Raw genomic sequence first — 17,683 nt, forward strand, 5'->3', positions numbered from 1 at the left:
CGCGAGCAGGGCCCCGTACGAGCCCTTGGCGGGGATGAGCAGCAGGACGGGCACGTCTCGTCCGGCCCGCCGGCGGCCAGCGCCGCCAGGGCGGCGTCCGTCCACAGCCGGCCGGTCGCCGGATCGTGCTCGGCGGCGGCCCGCCGGGCCAGCTCCCGCGCGCCGTACCGCCCGCCCGCGAGTGCCAGCCGGGCGCCGAAGCGGCGCGTCGGCAGGTCGGCGCTGCCCGCCAGGCGCTCCAGCACGCCCTCGCGCTGCCCGGCGGTCAGCGAGTTCCAGCTCCAGGTCGTCGAGGGCAGCCCGGGGCGCCACCACGCGGCGAGGGAGGAGTACCGGCCGGCGAGGGCGGCCTCCAGCTGTTCCACCGCCCAGCGGCCGTGCTCGCGCCCGCCCAGCCGCAGGGCGAGCGGGGTGAGCGCGGCCAGTACGAGGGCGGGGTCGTCGGCCACCGGCCGGTTCAGCGCCCGGCGGGCCCGGTCCCGGGTGCGGACGGGGTGGTGGGCCAGCACCCGGCCCAGCACCCTGCGGGCGCGCTCGCGCACCTGCGGGGCCCAGTCGGCGCACCGGATCAGGACGAGCTGGGCCGGCGGGTTGCGCCACGCGGCCAGCGCGGCCGCGCGGATCCGCCCGTCGGGGTGGCACAGCCGCGCCTCCAGCCGGTCGGAGGACACCCCGGTGAACCGCTGGAGGCGGCGCACCTCCCGGTCGAAGGCGATCCAGGCCTCCGGCCCGTTCCCGACGAGCAGGCCGGCCACCGGGCCGGTGTGCCCCTCCATCAGCCTCCGGGCCGCGTTCCGCCCCCAGGACGTGTCCTCGGCCGCGCTCCACATATGCCCTCCCCGGCTGGATCCGCCCCCGATGGTAGGCGGCGGCCCACGGGTCCGCCCGCGATATACGGCCTGGTCAGCACCGTGGGAGAGGGACTCGATTGACGAAACATGCAGAGCAATGCATAGTTATGCCTATTCTTGCCGTGGGCCGCAGCGCGTCGCGAACCCGCCTGAATCGTTTGACGCTGTACCCGGACGGCCTCCCCGCAACCTCCGCGGCGGGGAGGCCGGCCACTTCCACCCTCATGAGGAGCAGTAGCTGTGAGCAGCAACAACGGTGACGTCCGGCTCTGGGGCGGCCGGTTCGCCGACGGCCCTTCGGAGGCCCTCGCGAAGCTGTCCGCGTCGGTCCACTTCGACTGGCGGCTGGCGCCCTACGACATCGCCGGCTCGCGCGCCCACGCCCGCGTGCTCGCCAAGGCGGGCCTGCTCACGGCCGAGGAGCTCGGCCGCATGATCGAGGGCCTCGACCGGCTGGAGGCCGACGTGGCCGACGGCTCCTTCGCCGGGACCGTCGCCGACGAGGACGTGCACACCGCCCTGGAGCGGGGCCTGCTGGAGCGGCTCGGCGCCGACCTCGGCGGCAAGCTCCGGGCCGGGCGCTCGCGCAACGACCAGGTGGCCACCCTCTTCCGGATGTACCTGCGCGACCACGCGCGGATCGTCGGCGGTCTGATCGCCGACCTCCAGGACGCCCTGGTCGGTCTGGCCGAGACGCACCCCGACGTGGCGATGCCGGGCCGCACGCACCTCCAGCACGCGCAGCCCGTCCTCTTCGCCCACCACGTGCTGGCGCACGTGCAGTCCCTGTCCCGGGACGCCGAGCGGCTGCGGCAGTGGGACACCCGCACCGCCGTCTCCCCGTACGGTTCGGGCGCCCTGGCCGGCTCCTCGCTCGGCCTGGACCCGGAGGCGGTCGCCGCCGACCTGGGCTTCGAGCGCGGTTCGGTGGGCAACTCGATCGACGGCACGGCCTCGCGCGACTTCGTCGCCGAGTTCGCCTTCGTCACCGCGATGATCGGGATCAACCTGTCCCGGATCGCCGAGGAGATCATCCTGTGGAACACGAAGGAGTTCTCCTTCGTCACCCTCCACGACGCCTTTTCCACCGGCTCCTCGATCATGCCGCAGAAGAAGAACCCGGACATCGCGGAGCTGGCGCGCGGCAAGTCGGGCCGCCTCATCGGCAACCTGACCGGCCTGCTGGCCACGCTCAAGGCGCTGCCGCTGGCCTACAACCGCGACCTCCAGGAGGACAAGGAGCCCGTCTTCGACTCCTGCGACACCCTTGAGGTCCTGCTGCCGGCCTTCACCGGGATGATGGCCACCCTCACGGTCAACCGCGAGCGGATGGAGGAGCTGGCCCCGGCGGGCTTCTCCCTGGCGACCGACATCGCGGAGTGGCTGGTCAAGCAGGGCGTGCCCTTCCGGGTGGCGCACGAGGTGGCCGGCGAGTGCGTCAAGGTCTGCGAGGCCGAGGGCATCGAGCTCGACGAGCTCACGGACGCCCAGTTCGCGAAGATCTCGGAGCACCTGACCCCCGAGGTCCGCACGGTCCTCAACGTCCCCGGCGCCCTGGCCTCCCGCGACGGGCGCGGCGGCACCGCCCCGTCGGCGGTGGCGGTCCAGCTCACCGAGCTGAAGGCGGACCTGGTCATCCAGCACGCCTGGGCGGCCCACAAGCAGTAGCCGAAACGCCCGGAGGGGCGGTACGGGCCCGTGCGGGCCCGTACCGCCCCTCCGGCGTGTCCGGGGGTCAGCAGATGGCGGTGATCGAGTACGGCCGGTCGCTGTCCACGACGGCGTTGCCGGTGCCGGACGGGGTCGCGGTGCGGACGAACAGGGTGGTCGGGTTCAGCAGGCCGACCAGGATGGAGGCGCTGCCCGGGCCCGGATCGTCGCCGCCGTTGGTGTTGACGGTGCCGAGCAGGGCGCAGCCGACGAGGCTGGAGGTGGTCGTGATGTTGTAGCGGCCGGTACCGAACCTGGTGACGCCGCGCACGCCCTGGCCGCCCAGCAGGACGCCGCCCGCGCTGATCTTGGCCCAGGAGGTGGTGGTCGCCGCGGCCTGCCGGGTGTGGGCCGGTTCCGCCGACGCGGAGGACACGGCGAACGCGCCGCCGACCGTGAGTGCCATCGCTGCGGCCCCGAGGGCCAGCTTCCTCGTTCCGTTCATGGGGAGGACTCTCCCGTTTCCCCGGACGGCCGCATAAGCCCCGGTCACGCGGGTTCACCCGAAAAGATCAAGCGGTGTGTTCATCGGCCCAGTCCGCCAGGGCGTCGAAGTCCGGCCGGGTCAGGCCGATCCGTTCGTCCACGTACATCAGCAGCGCGTGCGCCGGGTGGCGCTGGGCGACGTACTCGTGGTCCATGGCCGTGATGTCGTCGTCGATCCAGGCGAAGGGCCGCCCGCCCGCGTACTCCAGGACGTACTGGGTCTTCCAGAAGGTGCCGCGCGGTGCCCGGCCGTGCATCACCGGCCAGTCGATGAACGGCAGCCGGGGCAGGCCCAGGTGCGGGCCTATCCAGTCGTTGGCCTCGTCCTTCCAGGTGGTGGCCCAGACGAGCTCGTAGGCGTCCGCCAGCGCCAGCAGCTCGGCCCCGTGGCCGGGGTTGAGCCAGACCCGCAGGGGCTTGCCCTCGGTGAAGCCCGTGGGGCGCATCCGGTGGGTGGTGTAGCCCTCGGGGCGGCGCTGGGGCTGGGCCGCGTACGGGTTCAGGGGTCCGTCGACGTCGATCAGCAGCAGTGGCTTCATGCGCACAGGTTTCCTCTCCGGCTGCCCTTCCGGCAGCTTGTTTTTCCTTGGAATGAGACATTGGCGTCTCATTTGAGGTATGGTTGTCTCATGGCCATGGATCGTGACCAGGTGCTCCGCGACGCGGCGGCCCTGCTCTCCCGCAAATCGACCGCGACGATGGACGAGGTGGCCCGTGCCGCGGGAATCGGCCGGGCGACCCTCCACCGGCACTTCGCCGGGCGCGACGCCCTCGTGAGGGCCCTGGAGGAACTCGGCATCCGCTGCTTCGAGGTCGCCTTCGACCGGGCCCGCCTCGACGAGGGCACCGCCGTGGAGGCGCTGCGCCGCCTCGTCGCCGAGACCGAGCCCGACGCCCAGCTGCTGGCCTTCCTCGTCACCGAGAACCAGCTCTTCGAGGGCGACCAGGTCAACGAGGGCTGGGCCCGCCTCGACGCCCGCGTCAGCGCGCTCTTCCGGCGCGGCCAGCAGGAGGGCGACATCCGGATCGACCTGAGCGCCGCCTGGCTCACCGAGGCCCTCTACGGGCTCGTCGGATCCTGCGCCTGGGCCGTCATGGACGGCCGGGTCGCGGCCAAGGACTTTCAATTCATGATCACCGAGTTGCTGCTCGGTGGCGTACGACGGAGTGTGGAGTGATGACCAGAACCGAACAGCTGAACCGGCCGGCGGGGGCGGAGGGGAGGAGCCGCGGACGCTGGCTGGCCCTGTCCGTGCTCGTCCTGGCCGTACTGCTGGTCGCGGTCGACGCCACCGTCCTCGGCCTCGCCACCCCCTCCCTCAGCGAGGACCTCAAGCCGTCCGGCACCCAGCTGCTGTGGATCGGCGACATCTACTCCTTCGTCATCGCCGGTCTGCTCGTCTCCATGGGCTCCCTCGGCGACCGCATCGGCCGCAAGAAGCTGCTGCTGGTCGGCGCCACCGCCTTCGGTGCCGTCTCCGTCCTGAACGCCTACGCCACCAGCCCCGAGATGATGATCGTGGCCCGGGCGCTGCTCGGCGTCGCCGGCGCCACCCTGATGCCGTCCACCCTCGCGCTGATCCGCAACATCTTCCACGACCCCAAGGAGCGCAGCCTCGCCATCGGCATCTGGGGCGCCACCGCCTCCGCCGGCGCGGCCGTCGGACCGGTGGTCGGCGGAGCCCTGCTCCAGCACTTCTGGTGGGGCTCGGTCTTCCTGATCAACCTGCCCGTGATGGCCGTCCTGGTCGTCGTCGGCGTCAAGCTGCTCCCCGAGTCCAAGAACCCGGTCGCCGGCCCCTGGGACCTGTTCAGCGTCGGGCTCTCCCTCGTCGGCGTCATCGGCGTGGTCTACGCCGTCAAGGAAGTCGCCACCCACGGTGTGACCTGGGGCGTCATCGTCGCCGCCGGCATCGGCGCCGGCTGCCTGTACGCCTTCGTGCGCCGCCAGTTCACCCTGCCCTCGCCGCTGCTCGACATGCGGCTCTTCAAGCACCGGGGCTTCTCCGGCGCCGTCCTCGCCGACCTGCTGACCGTCTTCGGCCTCTCCGGCCTGGTCTTCTTCCTCTCCCAGTTCCTCCAGCTGGTCCAGGGCCGCGACCCCCTGGAGGCGGGCCTGGCCGAACTGCCCGCCGCCGTCGGCGCGGTCGTCACCGGCCTGGTCGCCGGCCGGTACGCCCGCCGGTACTCGGTCCGGGTCATCGTGGCCGGCGGACTCGCCGCCATCGGCCTGGCCCTGGCCGCGCTCACCCTGATCCACCAGAACAGCGGCTACCCGCTGCTCGGCGCCTCCCTGCTCGTCGTCGGCCTCGGCGCCGGCTTCTCCTTCACCGTCACCGCCGACGTGATCCTCTCCAGCGTCCCCAAGGAGCAGGCCGGCTCCGCCTCGGCCGTCTCCGAGACCGCCTACGAACTGGGCGCCGCCCTCGGCATCGCCCTGCTGGGCTCCATCGTCACCGGCGTCTACCAGAGCTTCACCGCCCCGTCCTCGGTGCCGGCGACGGTGGCCGACGCGGCCCACGAGTCCCTCGGCGGAGCCGTGGAGGCCGCCAAGACCCTGGACCCGCAGACCGCCCACACCATGGTCAGCGCGGCCCAGGAGGCCTTCGTGGACGGGCTGCGGCTCGCCTCCGGCGTCGGCGCGGCCGTCCTGCTCGCCACCGCCGTGGCCGCGTGGTTCCTGCTGAAGGGGCAGGAGCTCCAGGACGGCGTCGAACACTGACGCACCGCCAGGACGAGGTGTCCCGTACGGAGTTGACAGTCCGACTCGGTGCGGGACACCATCCCGGCGATGGAGATCACCGAGCTGACCCCCGCCGAACGCCGGATCCGGGACGCCTTCCCGCACGGCGAGGGCGTCGACTTCCGCGAGGGCCCCGACGAGGACGCCTCCGAAGGGCACGGCTGGGGGCCCGAGCGGACCGTACGCGCCGACGTGCTCGCCGCCCTGCTGCTCGCCGCCCCCACCCCGACGGGACGGGTGGCCGAGCTCAACGTCAAGGGCGCCCGGATCACCGGCAAGCTCAACCTCAAGTACGCCGACGTCGAGCACGCGATCCGGCTGCGCGGCTGCTGGTTCGAACGCAAGCCCCAGCTGTACGGGGCCCGGCTGCGCGCCGTCGCCCTCACGAACTCGGCGCTGCCCGGACTCACCGCCTCCACCGTCAGCGTCGACCTCGCCCTCCGGCTGGCCGGCTGCCGCTTCACCGGGCCCGTCCGGCTCGCCGGGGCCCGCGTCGCCGGCGGCCTCTTCCTCCAGGACGCGGTGATCCGCCCCGCCGTCCCCGCGGCCGGGGCGGAGGCCGACGCCGACGCCGAGGAACACGACGAACCCCCGCTCCAGCTCAACCACGCCGAGATAGGCACCGACCTCGTCGCCGACGGGATCACCGTCCACGGCCAGCTCCGCCTCAACGGCGCCACCGTCGCCGGACAGATCAGCCTCGACCGGGCCAGGCTCCTCGCCCCCGGCGGGATCGCCCTGCACGCCGAGACCGTCTCCGTCGGCACCGACCTGCGCGGCCACCGGCTGGAGGCCGAGGGAATGGTCAACCTCACCGGCGCCCGCGTCCCCGGCCAGCTCATGCTCACCCGCGCCCGGCTCGCCAACCCCGGCGGGGTGGCCCTGCGCGCCAGCAGCTGCGCCATAGGGGAGCTGTGGCTGCGCAAGTGCCCGCCCGTCGACGGCATCGTCAACCTGCGCCGCAGCCAGCTGGACATGCTCTACGCCGAACCGGACACCTGGCCGGCCGTGGTCCGCACCGAGGGGCTCGGCTACCGGGTGCTGCACCCGCTGCTCCCGGCGGAACAGCGCCTCCCGCTGCTGGAGCGCGAGGAGTCCGGCTACCTCCCGTACGGCTACGAACAGCTCGCCGCCGCGTACCGCACCGTCGGCGACGAGGCGGCCGCCCGCAGCGTCCAGCTCGCCAAGCTGCGCCGCCACCGCCGCACCCGGCCGCGCCACATGCGCCTGTGGGGGCTCCTGCAGGACGCCACCGTCGGCTACGGGTTCCGGCCGCTGCGCGCGGCGGCCTGGCTCCTGCTGCTGGTCCTGACGGGCTCGGTCGCGTACGGGCTGCACCACCCGAGGCCGCTGAAGCCGGGGGAGGCCCCCGACTTCAACCCGGTCTTCTACACCATCGACCTGCTGCTGCCGATCATCGGCTTCGGCCAGGAGGAGGCCTTCGCGCCGGGCGGCTGGTACCAGTGGCTGTCGTACCTGCTGATCGTGACCGGCTGGATCCTCGCCACCACGACGGCGGCGGGCGTCAGCCGGTCACTCCAGCGGCAGTGAGCGCTACGCGGCTTCCTTGGCCTTGGTCGCGTACATGTCCACGTACTCCTGGCCCGACAGGCGCATGACCTCGGCCATCACCGAGTCGGTGACCGCGCGCAGCACGTAGCGGTCGCGGTCCATGCCCTCGTAGCGGGAGAACTCCATCGGCTCGCCGAAGCGGATCGTGACCCGGCCCGGGCGGGGCATGCCCTTGCCGCCGGGCTGGAGCTTGTCCGTGCCGATCATCGCGAACGGGACCACGGGGGCGCCCGTCATCAGGGTGAGGCGGGCGATGCCGGTGCGGCCGCGGTAGAGGCGGCCGTCGGGGGAGCGGGTGCCCTCGGGGTAGATCCCGAAGATCTTGCCCTCCTCCAGGATGCGGCGGCCCGTCATCAGGGCGGCGACCCCGCCGTTCGCGCCGTCGCGGTCCACCGGGATCATGCCGGCGCCGGTGAAGAACCACGCCATGAGCCGGCCCTTGACGCCCTTGCCCGTGACGTACTCGTCCTTGCCGATGAAGTGGACCGTGCGGTCGCACACCAGCGGAAGGATCATCGAGTCGATGAAGGTCAGGTGATTGCCCGCCAGGATCACCGGGCCGGTGCCCGGAATGTTCTCCAGCCCCTCCACCCTGGTGCGGAACATCAAGCGCATGGCCGATCCGACAGTGGCTTTGATGAGCGCGGTACGGAACAACGTGAGCCCTCCGGCATCGAAAAGCGGTTTTCGCACCACACGGCGGTAGTGCAGGTGAGGACGATACTCGCGGGTCACCCCTGATCGCACATCGGGTTCACGAGGTGGATACGCAGTGTTGACGTGTGTTTCCGCCATGTTCCACGCGACCCCACCCGTCAGCCATCCCCCTTGCCTACCATCGGCTCGCCGATTTCCAAAAGAAGCCGAGCACTTTCCAATCGATTCCGAACAAGGAGTGGCACTGATGACGCAAGGTGGGACAGCCCGGCGCACCGTCCTGGGAGCCGCGGTCCTCGCGGCCGGAACCGGAATGAGCACGCTCGCCGCGGGCACCGCCTCCGCTGCCGCGGCCGGACACGGCGAGGGCGGCTACCGCGACCTCCCCGTCCCCCTCGTCATCGGCCACCGGGGCTCCAGCGGCTACCGGCCCGAGCACACCCTCGGCTCCTACCAACTCGCCCTCGACCTCGGCGCCGACGTCGTCGAACAGGACCTCGTCCCCACCAAGGACGGCCACCTGGTCTGCCGCCACGAGAACGAGATCGGCGGCACCACCGACGTCGCCGACCACACCGAGTTCGCCGGCCGGCGCACCACCAAGACCGTCGACGGGGTCTCCGTCACCGGCTGGTTCACCGAGGACTTCACCCTCGCCGAGCTGCGCACCCTGCGCGCCAAGGAACGCATTCCGGCCATCCGCCAGCGCAACACCCTCTACGACGGCCGCTGGGCCGTCCCCACCTTCGAAGAGGTGCTCCGCTGGGCCGACCGCGAGGGCAAGCGGCGCGGCCGGCGCGTCTGGCTGCACGTGGAGACCAAGCACCCCACCTACTTCCGCGGCCTCGGCCTCGGCCTGGAGGAGCCCCTCGCCGCCCTGCTGCGCCGCTACGGCCGGGCCGGCCGGGACGCCGCCGTCTTCCTCCAGTCCTTCGAGCCCTCCAGCATCCAGCGGCTCTCCCGCCTGGTGTCCGCCCCGCGCGTGGTGCTGCTCTCCGCCGCCAACACCCGGCCCTGGGACTTCGAGGTCGCCAAGGACCCCCGCACCGTCGCCGACCTGGTCAAGCCCGAGGGCCTGAAGTGGATCGCCGGCTTCGCCCAGGGCATCGGCCCCACCCTGGACCTCATCGTCCCGCGCACCGCCGACGGCAGGCTGGGCGCCCCCACCACCCTGGTGCCCGACGCCCACGCCCGCGGCCTCGTCCTGCACCCCTACACGGCCCGCAACGAGAACACCTTCCTGCCGGCCGAGTACCGCAAGGGCACCGACCCGAACGCCTACGGGGACGCCTTCGGCGCCTTCAAGCGCTACTTCGAGCTGGGCGTCGACGCCATCTTCACCGACAACCCCGACACCGGACTCCTGGCCGCCGAGGCCTTCCGCCCCGGACGCGGCGTCAACCGCTAGGCCTCCGGCCACGTACGGGTGGGCCGGGACCGGAGGGGAAACCGCCCGGCCCGGCCCCCGCGTCCCGCCCGGCATGGACCTGCGACGCGAACCGGAACTGATCGAGGAGCTGGGCCCGCTGCTCTCCGCAGAGGCGGCCGCGGAGGCCCCCGCCGCCGGGGTGGAGGCCGCCGACCTGGAACAGGCCGTCTGGGTCAGGCTGCTGGAGCAGGGCCCGCCCGGCCCCGCCCCCGCCGGCCGGGCCCGCTGGCTGCGCCGGGCCGTACGCGCCGAGGCGCGCCTCGCCCGCAGGCACACGCGGCGCGAGATCCCGTACGGGGCCGCCCCCGCCGCCACGGCCGACGAGCCCGAGGACGCCCTGCTGCACGGGGAGGAGAACCGCGCCCTCCGATCGGCGGTCGCCCGATTGCCGGGACGGTGTCCCGAGCTGATGACCGCACTTCTGTCACCCAAGGACCTCACATACCGTGAAATCGCAGGAGAGTTGGGTATCTCACAAGGAAGTTTGGGGCCGGTACGTTCCCGTTGCCTGGGATGTCTGCGCAGAATGCTCGCTCGAGAGGTTGCGGCTCCTGGCCCGTGGGGAAAGGAGCGGTAGACCAGAGAGCTACCGGTGAGCGGGAGGCATGCGCACATGGGCATGAGCGTGACCATTTCGGCGGCGGCCGCCGAAGACGCCGAGCAGATCTTCAAGCTGCAGTACCTGGCGTTCCAGCGGGAGGCCGAGCTGTACGGCAACTACCTCATCCAGCCGCTCACCCAGTCCCTGGACTCCCTGAAGCAGGAACTGGCCACGGACACCGTCCTGGTCGCCCGGCTCGGCGACGAGGTCGTGGGCGCGGTGCGCGGCAGCGTGGGGGAGGACGGCACGGCGAGCATCGCCAAGCTGTGCGTACACCCCCGCCTCCAGGGTCACGGCCTCGGCGCGCGCCTGCTGCGCGGAGTGGAGGAGGCCCTCGCCGGCCACGGCGGCACCACCCGCTTCCGGCTGCACACCGGCCACAAGAGCGAGTCGAACCTGCGCCTCTACCGCAAGGCCGGCTACGCCCAGGTCGGCAACCGCACCGCCTCGGACGGCGTGCACCTGGTGATCCTGGAGAAGGACGCCGAGGTCCCCTCCGACTACACCGTCAGCGCCTGAGCCCGAGCGCTCCGCGTCAGCGCCTGGCGCGGAGCCAGAGCATCCCGGTGACCGGCAGGATCACCGGGATGAACAGGTAGCCCATCCCGAAGTCCGACCACACCGTCGCGTCGGGGAAGGCCTCGGGCCGGATCAGCGTCCAGGTGCCGACGGCCAGCACGCCCGCGAGCTCGGCGCCGCAGCACACCAGTGCCGCGCGCCGGGCCCGGTCGCCGCCGCGCACGAGCGAGTACGTGATGAAGGCGTAGACCAGGGCGGCCGCCCCCGACAGGGAGTAGGCCAGCGGCGCCCGGTCGAACTCGGTGGAGATCTGGTAGGCCGAGCGCGAGACCGCGCCGACCACCATGACCCCGTAGAGCCACACCAGCAGCAGTCCCGGCCCGGACACCAGCCGCTTGCGGGCTTCCGGCGAGGCGGTCGTCGTGTCAGGCACCGGCGGATCCCCAGATGTCGTAGAGGCGCACCTCGAGCACGGCGAGGACGACCGCGCCCGCGGCCACCGTCACCGAACCCCACTTGGTGCGCTCGGTCAGCGAGAGCAGCCCGGCGGCCGGGACCGCCGCGAAGGCGCCCAGCAGGTAGGCCACGAAGAGCACCGCGCCCTGTTCGGGCTTCTCGCCCCGGCTCAGCTGGACCACGCCGACCACCAGCTGGGCCAGTGCCAGCAGGGTCACCACGGCCATGCCGATGAAGTGCCAGTCCTTGGTCGGCTGGTCCCGCCAGACGGCGTGGCCGCACCAGGCGGCGAGGGCGAGGGCGGCCACGCCGAGGGCGGCCGTCAGGGCGTCGAGCATGCTGCGAGGGTATTACGGCCCCGGAGACCGGCCGTGCAGGGGGCGGCGGCGCGGCCGCGAGGGTGGCCTTGGCCACAGCGCGGGCCCCGCCCCGGCCCCCGCCCCGGCCCGGACGGGCCCGGCTCCCGGAGCCCGTCCGCCCGTGTCCCGACTGGCCGGGGCGGCTCGCGCACCCCTCGGGACGGCACGGCGGATACGGCCGAACTCGTCCGGAATGCGATCGGAACCCGTCCGCTATCCGGACAACATTGATCGGTGAGTCGGCATGTCTGCTTTACTGGGCCCATGACCACGACGAGCAGCCGCACCCTTGCGACCGAGGCGACGATGACGCCCGGTGCTCGTTGTATGTGTCGAATGTGCGCCTTCTGAGGGCCCCTTCCCCCGCGGTCTCGCGCCCCGAAGCGAGACGAGGCGAGCCACTCCGCCGTCCAGGTCACCGCTGACCTGCGGTCCGGACCGCTCCAGCCCCGCGCACGTGTCGACACGGTTCCTTTGTGACGGTTCGACCCGTATCGCGTCCCCAGATGTTTGCCCCGTGCACGGTCCCGCACGCCGTGCACTCGACAGCGACGGAATTCCTGTGATCACCACATCGGGCCTCACGAAGGTCTACCAGTCCCGTGGCCGCGAGGTCACCGCCCTGGACGGCGTCGACCTCCACGTCCGCGAGGGCGAGGTCTACGGAGTCATCGGCCAGAGCGGCGCCGGAAAGTCCTCCCTCATCCGCTGCGTGAACCTGCTGGAGCGCCCCACCACCGGCACCGTCACGGTCGACGGCGTCGAGCTCACCGCCCTCGCCGGCCGCGGCCGGCGCGCCGGCAAGGAGCTCCGCGAGGCCCGCAGCCGCATCGGCATGGTCTTCCAGCACTTCAACCTGCTGTCCTCCCGGACCGTCCAGGCCAACATCGAGCTCCCCCTGGAGATCCTCGGCGTCGACCGCCGCGAACGCTCCCGCAAGGCCCTGGAGCTCCTCGACCTCGTCGGCCTCGCCGACAAGGCCAAGGCCTACCCCACCCAGCTCTCCGGCGGCCAGAAGCAGCGCGTCGGCATCGCCCGCGCCCTGGCCGGCGACCCCAAGGTGCTCCTCTCCGACGAGGCCACCAGCGCCCTCGACCCCGAGACCACCCGCTCCATCCTCCAGCTCCTGCGCGACCTCAACCGCCAGCTCGGACTCACCGTCCTGCTCATCACGCACGAGATGGACGTCGTCAAGAGCATCTGCGACTCCGCCGCCCTGATGAAGAAGGGCCGGATCATCGAGTCCGGCACCGTCGCCGAGCTCCTCGCCACCCCCGGCTCCGAGCTCGCCGCCGAACTCTTCCCCGTCAGCGGCACCGCCACCGGCGCGGACCGCACGGTCGTCGACGTCACCTTCCACGGCGAGGCCGCCACCCAGCCCGTCATCTCCCAGCTGGCGCGCACGTACAACATCGACATCTCCATCCTCGGCGCCGCGATGGACACCGTCGCCGGCCGCCAGATCGGCCGCATGCGCATCGAGCTGCCCGGCCGCTACGAGGACAACGTGGTCCCCGTCGGCTTCCTGCGCGAGCAGGGCCTCCAGGTCGACGTGGTCGACGGGTCGGACGACATCGACGACGAGCTGGCCGAACTGGTCAAGGACGGTGCCAAGTGACCTGGTCCGAAATGCAGCCCCTGCTCACCCAGGGCACGTACGACACCCTCTACATGGTCCTGTGGTCCACCCTGGTGACCGTCCTCGGCGGACTGCCCATCGGCATCCTCCTCGTCCTCACCGACAAGGGCGGCCTCCTGCGGAACCAGCCGCTCAACAAGGCCCTCGGCGTGATCGTGAACATAGGCCGCTCGCTGCCGTTCATCATCCTGCTGATCGCCCTGATCCCGGTCACCACGGCCGTCGTCGGCACCTTCATCGGCCCCACCGCCATGATCGTCCCGCTGGCCATCGGCGCCATCCCCTTCTTCGCCCGCCTCGTCGAGACGGCCGTCCGCGAGGTCGACCACGGCCTGATCGAGGCCGTCGAGTCCATGGGCGGCGGCATCCCCACACTCGTCGGCAAGGTCCTCCTCCCGCAGGCCCTGCCCTCCCTGGTCGCCGCCGTCACCACCACCGTCATCACCCTGGTCGGCTACTCCGCCATGGCCGGCGCCGTCGGCGGCGAAGGACTCGGCTCCAAGGCCATCACCTACGGCTTCCAGCGCTTCGAGACCGGCTTCATGGTCGCCACCGTCGTGGTCCTGATCGCCCTCGTCACGGTGATCCAGCTGATCGGCGACGGCGTGGTGCGCGTCCTGGCCCGCCGGGGCCGGACAGCCTGAGCCCGCCCCGGGCCGCCCCCTGAGTTTCCCCACCCGAGAAAGCCCGCACTTGTCGTGCCTGGGCCACCACCAGCGGGTCCCCACCCCGGACCCGTACCGCTAGAAAGGCACTCTTCGTGCGTAAGAACATCAAGCTCACCGCCTTCGCCGCCGCCTCCGCCGCGCTCGCCCTCGGCCTCACCGCCTGCGGCAGCTCCTCGGACCCGTCCACCGCCGCGTCCGACGGCGGCAAGGTCGACGAGAGCAAGCCGCTCGTCATCGCGGCCTCCCCGAGCCCGCACGCCGACATCCTGAACTTCGTCAAGGACAAGCTCGCGGCCAAGGAGGGCCTCAAGCTGGAGGTGAAGGAGTTCACGGACTACGTCCTGCCCAACACCGCCACCGAGCAGGGCCAGGTCGACGGCAACTACTTCCAGCACAAGCCGTACCTCGACGACTTCAACAAGAAGAACGGCACCCACATCGTGCCCGTCGTCAACGTGCACCTGGAGCCCCTCGGCCTCTACTCCAAGAAGGTCAAGGCCCTCACCGACATCAAGGCCGGCCAGACCATCGCCGTCCCCAACGACACCACCAACGAGGGCCGCGCGCTCCAGCTGCTCGCCGCGAACAAGCTGATCACCCTCAAGGACGGCGTCGGCACCAGCGCCAAGCTCTCCGACATCACGGACAAGAAGGGCCTGGAGTTCAAGGAGCTGGAGGCCGCCACGGTCCCGCGCGCCCTGAACGACGTCGACGCCGCCGTCATCAACGGCAACTACGCCCTCGAGGCCAACCTGTCGCCCGCCAAGGACGCCCTGGTCCTGGAGAAGGCCGAGGGCAACCCGTACGCCAACTTCCTGGCGGTCAAGGACGGCAAGCAGAACGACCCGCGCATCCAGAAGCTCGCCAAGCTCCTGAACTCCGACGAGGTCAAGAAGTTCATCGAGGAGAAGTACCAGGGCTCGGTCATCCCGGCCTTCGGCACCCCGGCCGCCTGAGCACCACCGGCGGCCGGAACACCCCCGGCCGCCTGAAGAACCGCCCGGCCGGCGCCGCACCCCCGGCCCCGCGCGCCCTCCCGGGCACGCGGGGCCGCGGGCTGCCCGGCGGCTGCCCGCTTCCGGGCAGCCCGGCCCTGCACATCCCCGGGCCGATGCTGCATGCTGTGGCCTACGACCCGCACAAACGGTCCGCCTCAGGCATGGAGCTGCGCATGACTACCACCTTCCCGGACGTCACCATCAGCACGGACCGGCTGGTGCTGCGCCCCTTCGAGGAGGAGGACGTCACCGCGCTCGCCGAGATGATGAACGACGAGCAGGTCACCGCCTGGACCCCGGTCCCGCACCCCTACACCCTCACCGACGCCCGCGCCTGGGCCGCCCACGGCTCCCACGCCGAACGCACCGCGGGCCGCGGCCTCGTCCTCGCCGTCACCGAGTTCCTCACCCACCGCCTCGTCGGCACCGTCCACCTCCGCGACACCGACTGGCGCACCCGCACCACCGAGATCCGCTACGTCACCGCCCCCTGGGCCCGGGGCGAGGGCTACGCCAGCGAATCCGTCCTCGCCGTCGCCCGCTGGCTCTTCCGCGAGCAGCGGTTCGAGAGACTCGAACTGCGCACCGCCGCCGACAACACCGCCTCCCAGCAGGTCGCCCAGAAGATCGGCTGCATCAGCGAAGGCGTCCTGCGCAACGCCTGGACCGTCCGCACCCAGGGCGCCGACGGGGTCTGGACCGACACCCGCACCGACCTCATCGTCTGGAGCCTGCTCCCCGAGGACCTCGACGACGCCGACGCCTTCGACGAGGCCTACGGCGCGTACGACGCCTACGACAACGCCGAGGCCCGCGACGCCCGCACCGCCCGCCCGGCCCACGCCGTCGCCACGGACTGGAACCGACCCGTGACCAGGTAGTCTCGGACTGCGCGAACCCGACGAAACTTCGCCTGCCCCCACCCCAGGAGACTGACGACGATGGCCGACCGGGTCACGGTGATCGGCTGGGACGGCTCCCCCCTGACCGCGGCCGCCCGGTCCGCGCTCTCCGCCGCCACCCTGGTGGCCGGCGCCGCCCACCACCTCGCGCTCCCCGAAGTCCCGCCCGGCGCCGAACGCATCCGCCTCGGCAGCCTCGGCCTCGCCGCCCGCCGCATCGCCGGCCACCGCGGCACCGCCGTCGTCCTCGCCGACGGAGACCCCGGCTTCTTCGGCGTCGTCCGCACCCTCCGCGCCCCCGAACACGGCCTCGAAGTCGAGGTCGTCCCCGCCGTCTCCTCCGTCGCCGCCGCCTTCGCCCGCGCCGGAATGCCCTGGGACGACGCCCAGGTCGTCGTCGCCCACCCCCGCACGCTGCGCCGCGCCGTCAACGTCTGCCGCGCCCGCGGCAAGGTCGCCGTCCTCACCTCACCCGGCGCCGGCCCCGCCGAACTGGCCCTGCTCCTCGAAGGGGTCCACCGGACCTTCGTCATCTGCGAGGAACTCGGCACCGACCGCGAACGCGTCACCGTCCTCACCTCCGACGCCGCCGCCGACCACACCTGGCGCGACCCCAACGTCGTCATCGTCATCGGCGGAACGGGCCACCCCGCCACCGCCGACACCCCCTGGCTGCTCGGCCAGAGCCCCGCCCACAACCCCGCCGCCGAACGCGGCTGGGCCCGCCCGCTCACCGGCCCGGACGCCGGCGAGGGGGAGTCCGCGCAACTGCGCGCCGCCCAGCTCGCCCGCCTCGGCCCCCGCCCCGGCGACCTCGTCTGGGACATCGGCACCGGCCACGGGGCCCTCGCCGTGGACGCCGCCGCCTTCGGCGCCGCCGTCATCGCCGTCGACGCCGACCCCCGCGCCTGCGCCCGCGCAACGGCCGCGGCCCGCCTGCGGGGTGTACAGATCCAGGTCGTCACGGGACGCGCTCCACACGTACTGGAGAATCTGCCCGAACCCGATGTCGTACGGGTCGGGGGCGGCGGCGCCGCGGTCGTCGCGGCCGTCGCCGACCGGCGCCCCGAACGGATCGTCAGCCACGCCTCCACGCGCGACGAGGCGGAGGCCATCGGGCGCACCCTCACCGAACACGGGTACGCCGTCGAGTGCGCCCTCCTCCAGTCCGTGGGCCTCGACACCGGGACCTGGGCCGAACAGGAGCGTTCCGTCGTGTTCCTGCTGGCAGCCGAACGCCCCGTGAACCGCTGAGACGGAGCCCGGGGTAGGCTGGCCGATCGTCGTACCGCCAGGCAGGCGCGCGACGTGGCGCAGTCCACAGCGGACCGTGCCGGTTTCCGGCCGACACGGTGGCCGACGAGCGCGACAATGCTCAGGAGTTGTCGTGCGGGCGAACGCGAGCCGTCGCGCCCCGCGGCGACCCCGCTCGTCGGGCCACCAGGGCGCCGGGCGATCGAAGAGGCGAAGAGGCAACACCGATGGGCGAGGGGTAAGCATGACTGACACCGGCCAGGTCCCGGGCGAGGGTCACCCGGACAACGCGGGCATGGTGGATCAGCAGGGCGTTCCCGCTCCGGTCCCGCCCATGCCCCCGCTGCCGCCGATGCCCCCGGCCGGCTACGCCTTCCAGGACCTCGTCGACGACCCGGCCGAGGACGAGGAACTGCTGCTGATGCCCAGCGGCCACGGGCAGGGGTCCTGGAGCGACCCGCAGGTCGTCCCGCAGGCCCCTTCCTTCCCCGGCGAGTTCCCCGCCGAACCCGTCTACACCGAATACCCCCAGCCCCAGGCCGTCGGCTACCCCGAGCAGGGCCACCTCGGTTTCCCGGAGCCGGGCTACCCGATGCCGGGCCAGCCCGTCCCGGGCCAGCCCCATCAGGACCAGTCCCTCGCGGGGCAGCCGCTCGCCGGCCAGCCCCTCGGTGCCGGTTTCCCGGAGGCCGGCTACCCCGAGCCCTTCGCCGACCCCGCCGCGTACAGCGCGGGCGCGCACGAGACCGGCGGCCGTGACTCCGGCTCCCTCGACCTCGGCGGCCTCGTCGTCCCGCAGGCGGCCCCCGCCGCGGCCGGCCAGATGCCGCCCGGCGCCC

At 72.4% G+C, this 17,683-nt stretch carries 17 protein-coding genes and 2 pseudogenes; 13 read left to right on the forward strand and 6 right to left on the reverse strand.

Annotation, left to right across the window (positions count from 1 at the left end):
• A pseudogene (locus AB0O29_RS28660) lies at positions 1-830 on the reverse strand (hypothetical protein); the annotation flags it as partial.
• Positions 831-1,091: 261 nt separating this feature from the next.
• Here AB0O29_RS28660 and argH point away from each other — a divergent pair.
• Positions 1,092-2,519, forward strand: coding sequence for an argininosuccinate lyase (gene argH / locus AB0O29_RS28665; RefSeq protein WP_365156982.1), 1,428 nt, complete (start codon positions 1,092-1,094; stop codon positions 2,517-2,519).
• A gap of 67 nt (positions 2,520-2,586) precedes the next feature.
• Here argH and AB0O29_RS28670 read toward each other — a convergent pair whose 3' ends face one another.
• Together AB0O29_RS28670 and AB0O29_RS28675 are read right to left on the reverse strand one after the other, a co-directional pair.
• Positions 2,587-3,006: a hypothetical protein gene (locus AB0O29_RS28670; RefSeq protein ID WP_365156985.1), complete on the reverse strand. Its 420-nt coding sequence runs from the start codon at positions 3,004-3,006 to the stop codon at positions 2,587-2,589.
• Between the two features lie 67 nt (positions 3,007-3,073).
• Positions 3,074-3,586, reverse strand: coding sequence for an HAD domain-containing protein (locus AB0O29_RS28675; RefSeq protein ID WP_365156988.1), 513 nt, complete (start codon positions 3,584-3,586; stop codon positions 3,074-3,076).
• A 90-nt stretch (positions 3,587-3,676) separates the two neighbouring features.
• On the opposite strand from AB0O29_RS28675, the gene AB0O29_RS28680 reads away from it, so the two are divergent.
• From AB0O29_RS28680 to AB0O29_RS28690, 3 genes are all read left to right on the forward strand, one after another.
• Positions 3,677-4,225: a helix-turn-helix domain-containing protein gene (locus AB0O29_RS28680; RefSeq protein ID WP_365156991.1), complete on the forward strand. Its 549-nt coding sequence runs from the start codon at positions 3,677-3,679 to the stop codon at positions 4,223-4,225.
• Positions 4,225-5,769: an MFS transporter gene (locus AB0O29_RS28685; protein WP_365156994.1), complete on the forward strand. Its 1,545-nt coding sequence runs from the start codon at positions 4,225-4,227 to the stop codon at positions 5,767-5,769. The genes AB0O29_RS28680 and AB0O29_RS28685 overlap by 1 nt, the downstream gene beginning before the upstream one ends.
• A gap of 69 nt (positions 5,770-5,838) precedes the next feature.
• On the forward strand, positions 5,839-7,341 hold the full coding sequence (locus AB0O29_RS28690) for a membrane-associated oxidoreductase (RefSeq protein WP_365157022.1): 1,503 nt from the start codon (positions 5,839-5,841) through the stop codon (positions 7,339-7,341).
• A 3-nt stretch (positions 7,342-7,344) separates the two neighbouring features.
• Here the strand turns inward: AB0O29_RS28690 and AB0O29_RS28695 are convergent, their stop codons facing one another.
• Positions 7,345-7,968: a lysophospholipid acyltransferase family protein gene (locus AB0O29_RS28695; RefSeq protein ID WP_365156997.1), complete on the reverse strand. Its 624-nt coding sequence runs from the start codon at positions 7,966-7,968 to the stop codon at positions 7,345-7,347.
• A 298-nt stretch (positions 7,969-8,266) separates the two neighbouring features.
• Here AB0O29_RS28695 and AB0O29_RS28700 point away from each other — a divergent pair, with 298 nt between their 5' ends.
• The 3 genes from AB0O29_RS28700 to AB0O29_RS28710 all read left to right on the forward strand — a co-directional run bounded on the left by AB0O29_RS28700 (position 8,267) and on the right by AB0O29_RS28710 (position 10,568).
• Positions 8,267-9,427, forward strand: a complete 1,161-nt coding sequence (locus AB0O29_RS28700; protein ID WP_365157000.1) for a glycerophosphodiester phosphodiesterase — start codon at positions 8,267-8,269, stop codon at positions 9,425-9,427.
• 73 nt (positions 9,428-9,500) lie between these two features.
• Positions 9,501-10,025 (forward strand): sigma-70 family RNA polymerase sigma factor, encoded by a 525-nt coding sequence (locus tag AB0O29_RS28705; protein WP_365157003.1) that lies wholly within the window; start codon positions 9,501-9,503, stop codon positions 10,023-10,025.
• A 36-nt stretch (positions 10,026-10,061) separates the two neighbouring features.
• Positions 10,062-10,568: a GNAT family N-acetyltransferase gene (locus AB0O29_RS28710; protein WP_365157025.1), complete on the forward strand. Its 507-nt coding sequence runs from the start codon at positions 10,062-10,064 to the stop codon at positions 10,566-10,568.
• Positions 10,569-10,584: 16 nt separating this feature from the next.
• Here AB0O29_RS28710 and AB0O29_RS28715 read toward each other — a convergent pair whose 3' ends face one another.
• Together AB0O29_RS28715 and AB0O29_RS28720 are read right to left on the reverse strand one after the other, a co-directional pair.
• Positions 10,585-11,001: a hypothetical protein gene (locus tag AB0O29_RS28715; RefSeq protein ID WP_344159198.1), complete on the reverse strand. Its 417-nt coding sequence runs from the start codon at positions 10,999-11,001 to the stop codon at positions 10,585-10,587.
• Positions 10,994-11,362 carry a hypothetical protein gene (locus AB0O29_RS28720; protein WP_365157007.1) on the reverse strand — a complete coding sequence of 123 codons (369 nt, stop codon included), beginning with the start codon at positions 11,360-11,362 and terminating at the stop codon, positions 10,994-10,996. Before AB0O29_RS28720 ends, AB0O29_RS28715 begins: the two co-directional genes overlap by 8 nt.
• A gap of 583 nt (positions 11,363-11,945) precedes the next feature.
• Here AB0O29_RS28720 and AB0O29_RS28725 point away from each other — a divergent pair.
• The 6 genes and pseudogenes from AB0O29_RS28725 to AB0O29_RS28750 form a co-directional block, all read left to right on the forward strand.
• Positions 11,946-13,001, forward strand: coding sequence for an ATP-binding cassette domain-containing protein (locus tag AB0O29_RS28725; RefSeq protein WP_365157010.1), 1,056 nt, complete (start codon positions 11,946-11,948; stop codon positions 12,999-13,001).
• Positions 12,998-13,666, forward strand: a complete 669-nt coding sequence (locus AB0O29_RS28730; protein WP_079425143.1) for a methionine ABC transporter permease — start codon at positions 12,998-13,000, stop codon at positions 13,664-13,666. Before AB0O29_RS28725 ends, AB0O29_RS28730 begins: the two co-directional genes overlap by 4 nt.
• Before the next feature lie 116 nt (positions 13,667-13,782).
• Entirely contained in the window at positions 13,783-14,646 is an 864-nt protein-coding gene (locus tag AB0O29_RS28735) for a MetQ/NlpA family ABC transporter substrate-binding protein (RefSeq protein ID WP_365157013.1), read from the forward strand.
• Between the two features lie 215 nt (positions 14,647-14,861).
• The gene (locus tag AB0O29_RS28740) at positions 14,862-15,569 is read left to right on the forward strand and encodes a GNAT family N-acetyltransferase (RefSeq protein WP_365157016.1); all 708 of its coding nucleotides are present in this window, start codon (positions 14,862-14,864) and stop codon (positions 15,567-15,569) included.
• 60 nt (positions 15,570-15,629) lie between these two features.
• Positions 15,630-16,844, forward strand: a complete 1,215-nt coding sequence (gene cbiE, locus AB0O29_RS28745; RefSeq protein ID WP_365157019.1) for a precorrin-6y C5,15-methyltransferase (decarboxylating) subunit CbiE — start codon at positions 15,630-15,632, stop codon at positions 16,842-16,844.
• Positions 16,845-17,088: 244 nt separating this feature from the next.
• A pseudogene (locus tag AB0O29_RS28750) lies at positions 17,089-17,683 on the forward strand (hypothetical protein); the annotation flags it as partial.

Origin of the sequence: Streptomyces sp. NPDC089915, from assembly GCF_040684675.1 — a bacterium.
GTDB lineage: Bacteria > Actinomycetota > Actinomycetes > Streptomycetales > Streptomycetaceae > Streptomyces.

Excerpts from the sequence above, each read along its gene's own strand:
- AB0O29_RS28670 (WP_365156985.1), bottom strand. The coding sequence starts at position 3,006 with ATGAACGGAACGAGGAAGCTGGCCCTCGGGGCCGCAGCGATGGCACTC.
- AB0O29_RS28675 (WP_365156988.1), bottom strand. The coding sequence starts at position 3,586 with ATGAAGCCACTGCTGCTGATCGACGTCGACGGACCCCTGAACCCGTAC.
- AB0O29_RS28680 (WP_365156991.1), top strand. The coding sequence starts at position 3,677 with ATGGCCATGGATCGTGACCAGGTGCTCCGCGACGCGGCGGCCCTGCTC.
- AB0O29_RS28685 (WP_365156994.1), top strand. The coding sequence starts at position 4,225 with ATGACCAGAACCGAACAGCTGAACCGGCCGGCGGGGGCGGAGGGGAGG.
- AB0O29_RS28690 (WP_365157022.1), top strand. The coding sequence starts at position 5,839 with ATGGAGATCACCGAGCTGACCCCCGCCGAACGCCGGATCCGGGACGCC.
- AB0O29_RS28695 (WP_365156997.1), bottom strand. The coding sequence starts at position 7,968 with ATGTTCCGCACCAGGGTGGAGGGGCTGGAGAACATTCCGGGCACCGGC.
- AB0O29_RS28700 (WP_365157000.1), top strand. The coding sequence starts at position 8,267 with ATGACGCAAGGTGGGACAGCCCGGCGCACCGTCCTGGGAGCCGCGGTC.
- AB0O29_RS28705 (WP_365157003.1), top strand. The coding sequence starts at position 9,501 with ATGGACCTGCGACGCGAACCGGAACTGATCGAGGAGCTGGGCCCGCTG.
- AB0O29_RS28710 (WP_365157025.1), top strand. The coding sequence starts at position 10,062 with ATGGGCATGAGCGTGACCATTTCGGCGGCGGCCGCCGAAGACGCCGAG.
- AB0O29_RS28720 (WP_365157007.1), bottom strand. The coding sequence starts at position 11,362 with ATGCTCGACGCCCTGACGGCCGCCCTCGGCGTGGCCGCCCTCGCCCTC.
- AB0O29_RS28740 (WP_365157016.1), top strand. The coding sequence starts at position 14,862 with ATGACTACCACCTTCCCGGACGTCACCATCAGCACGGACCGGCTGGTG.
- cbiE (WP_365157019.1), top strand. The coding sequence starts at position 15,630 with ATGGCCGACCGGGTCACGGTGATCGGCTGGGACGGCTCCCCCCTGACC.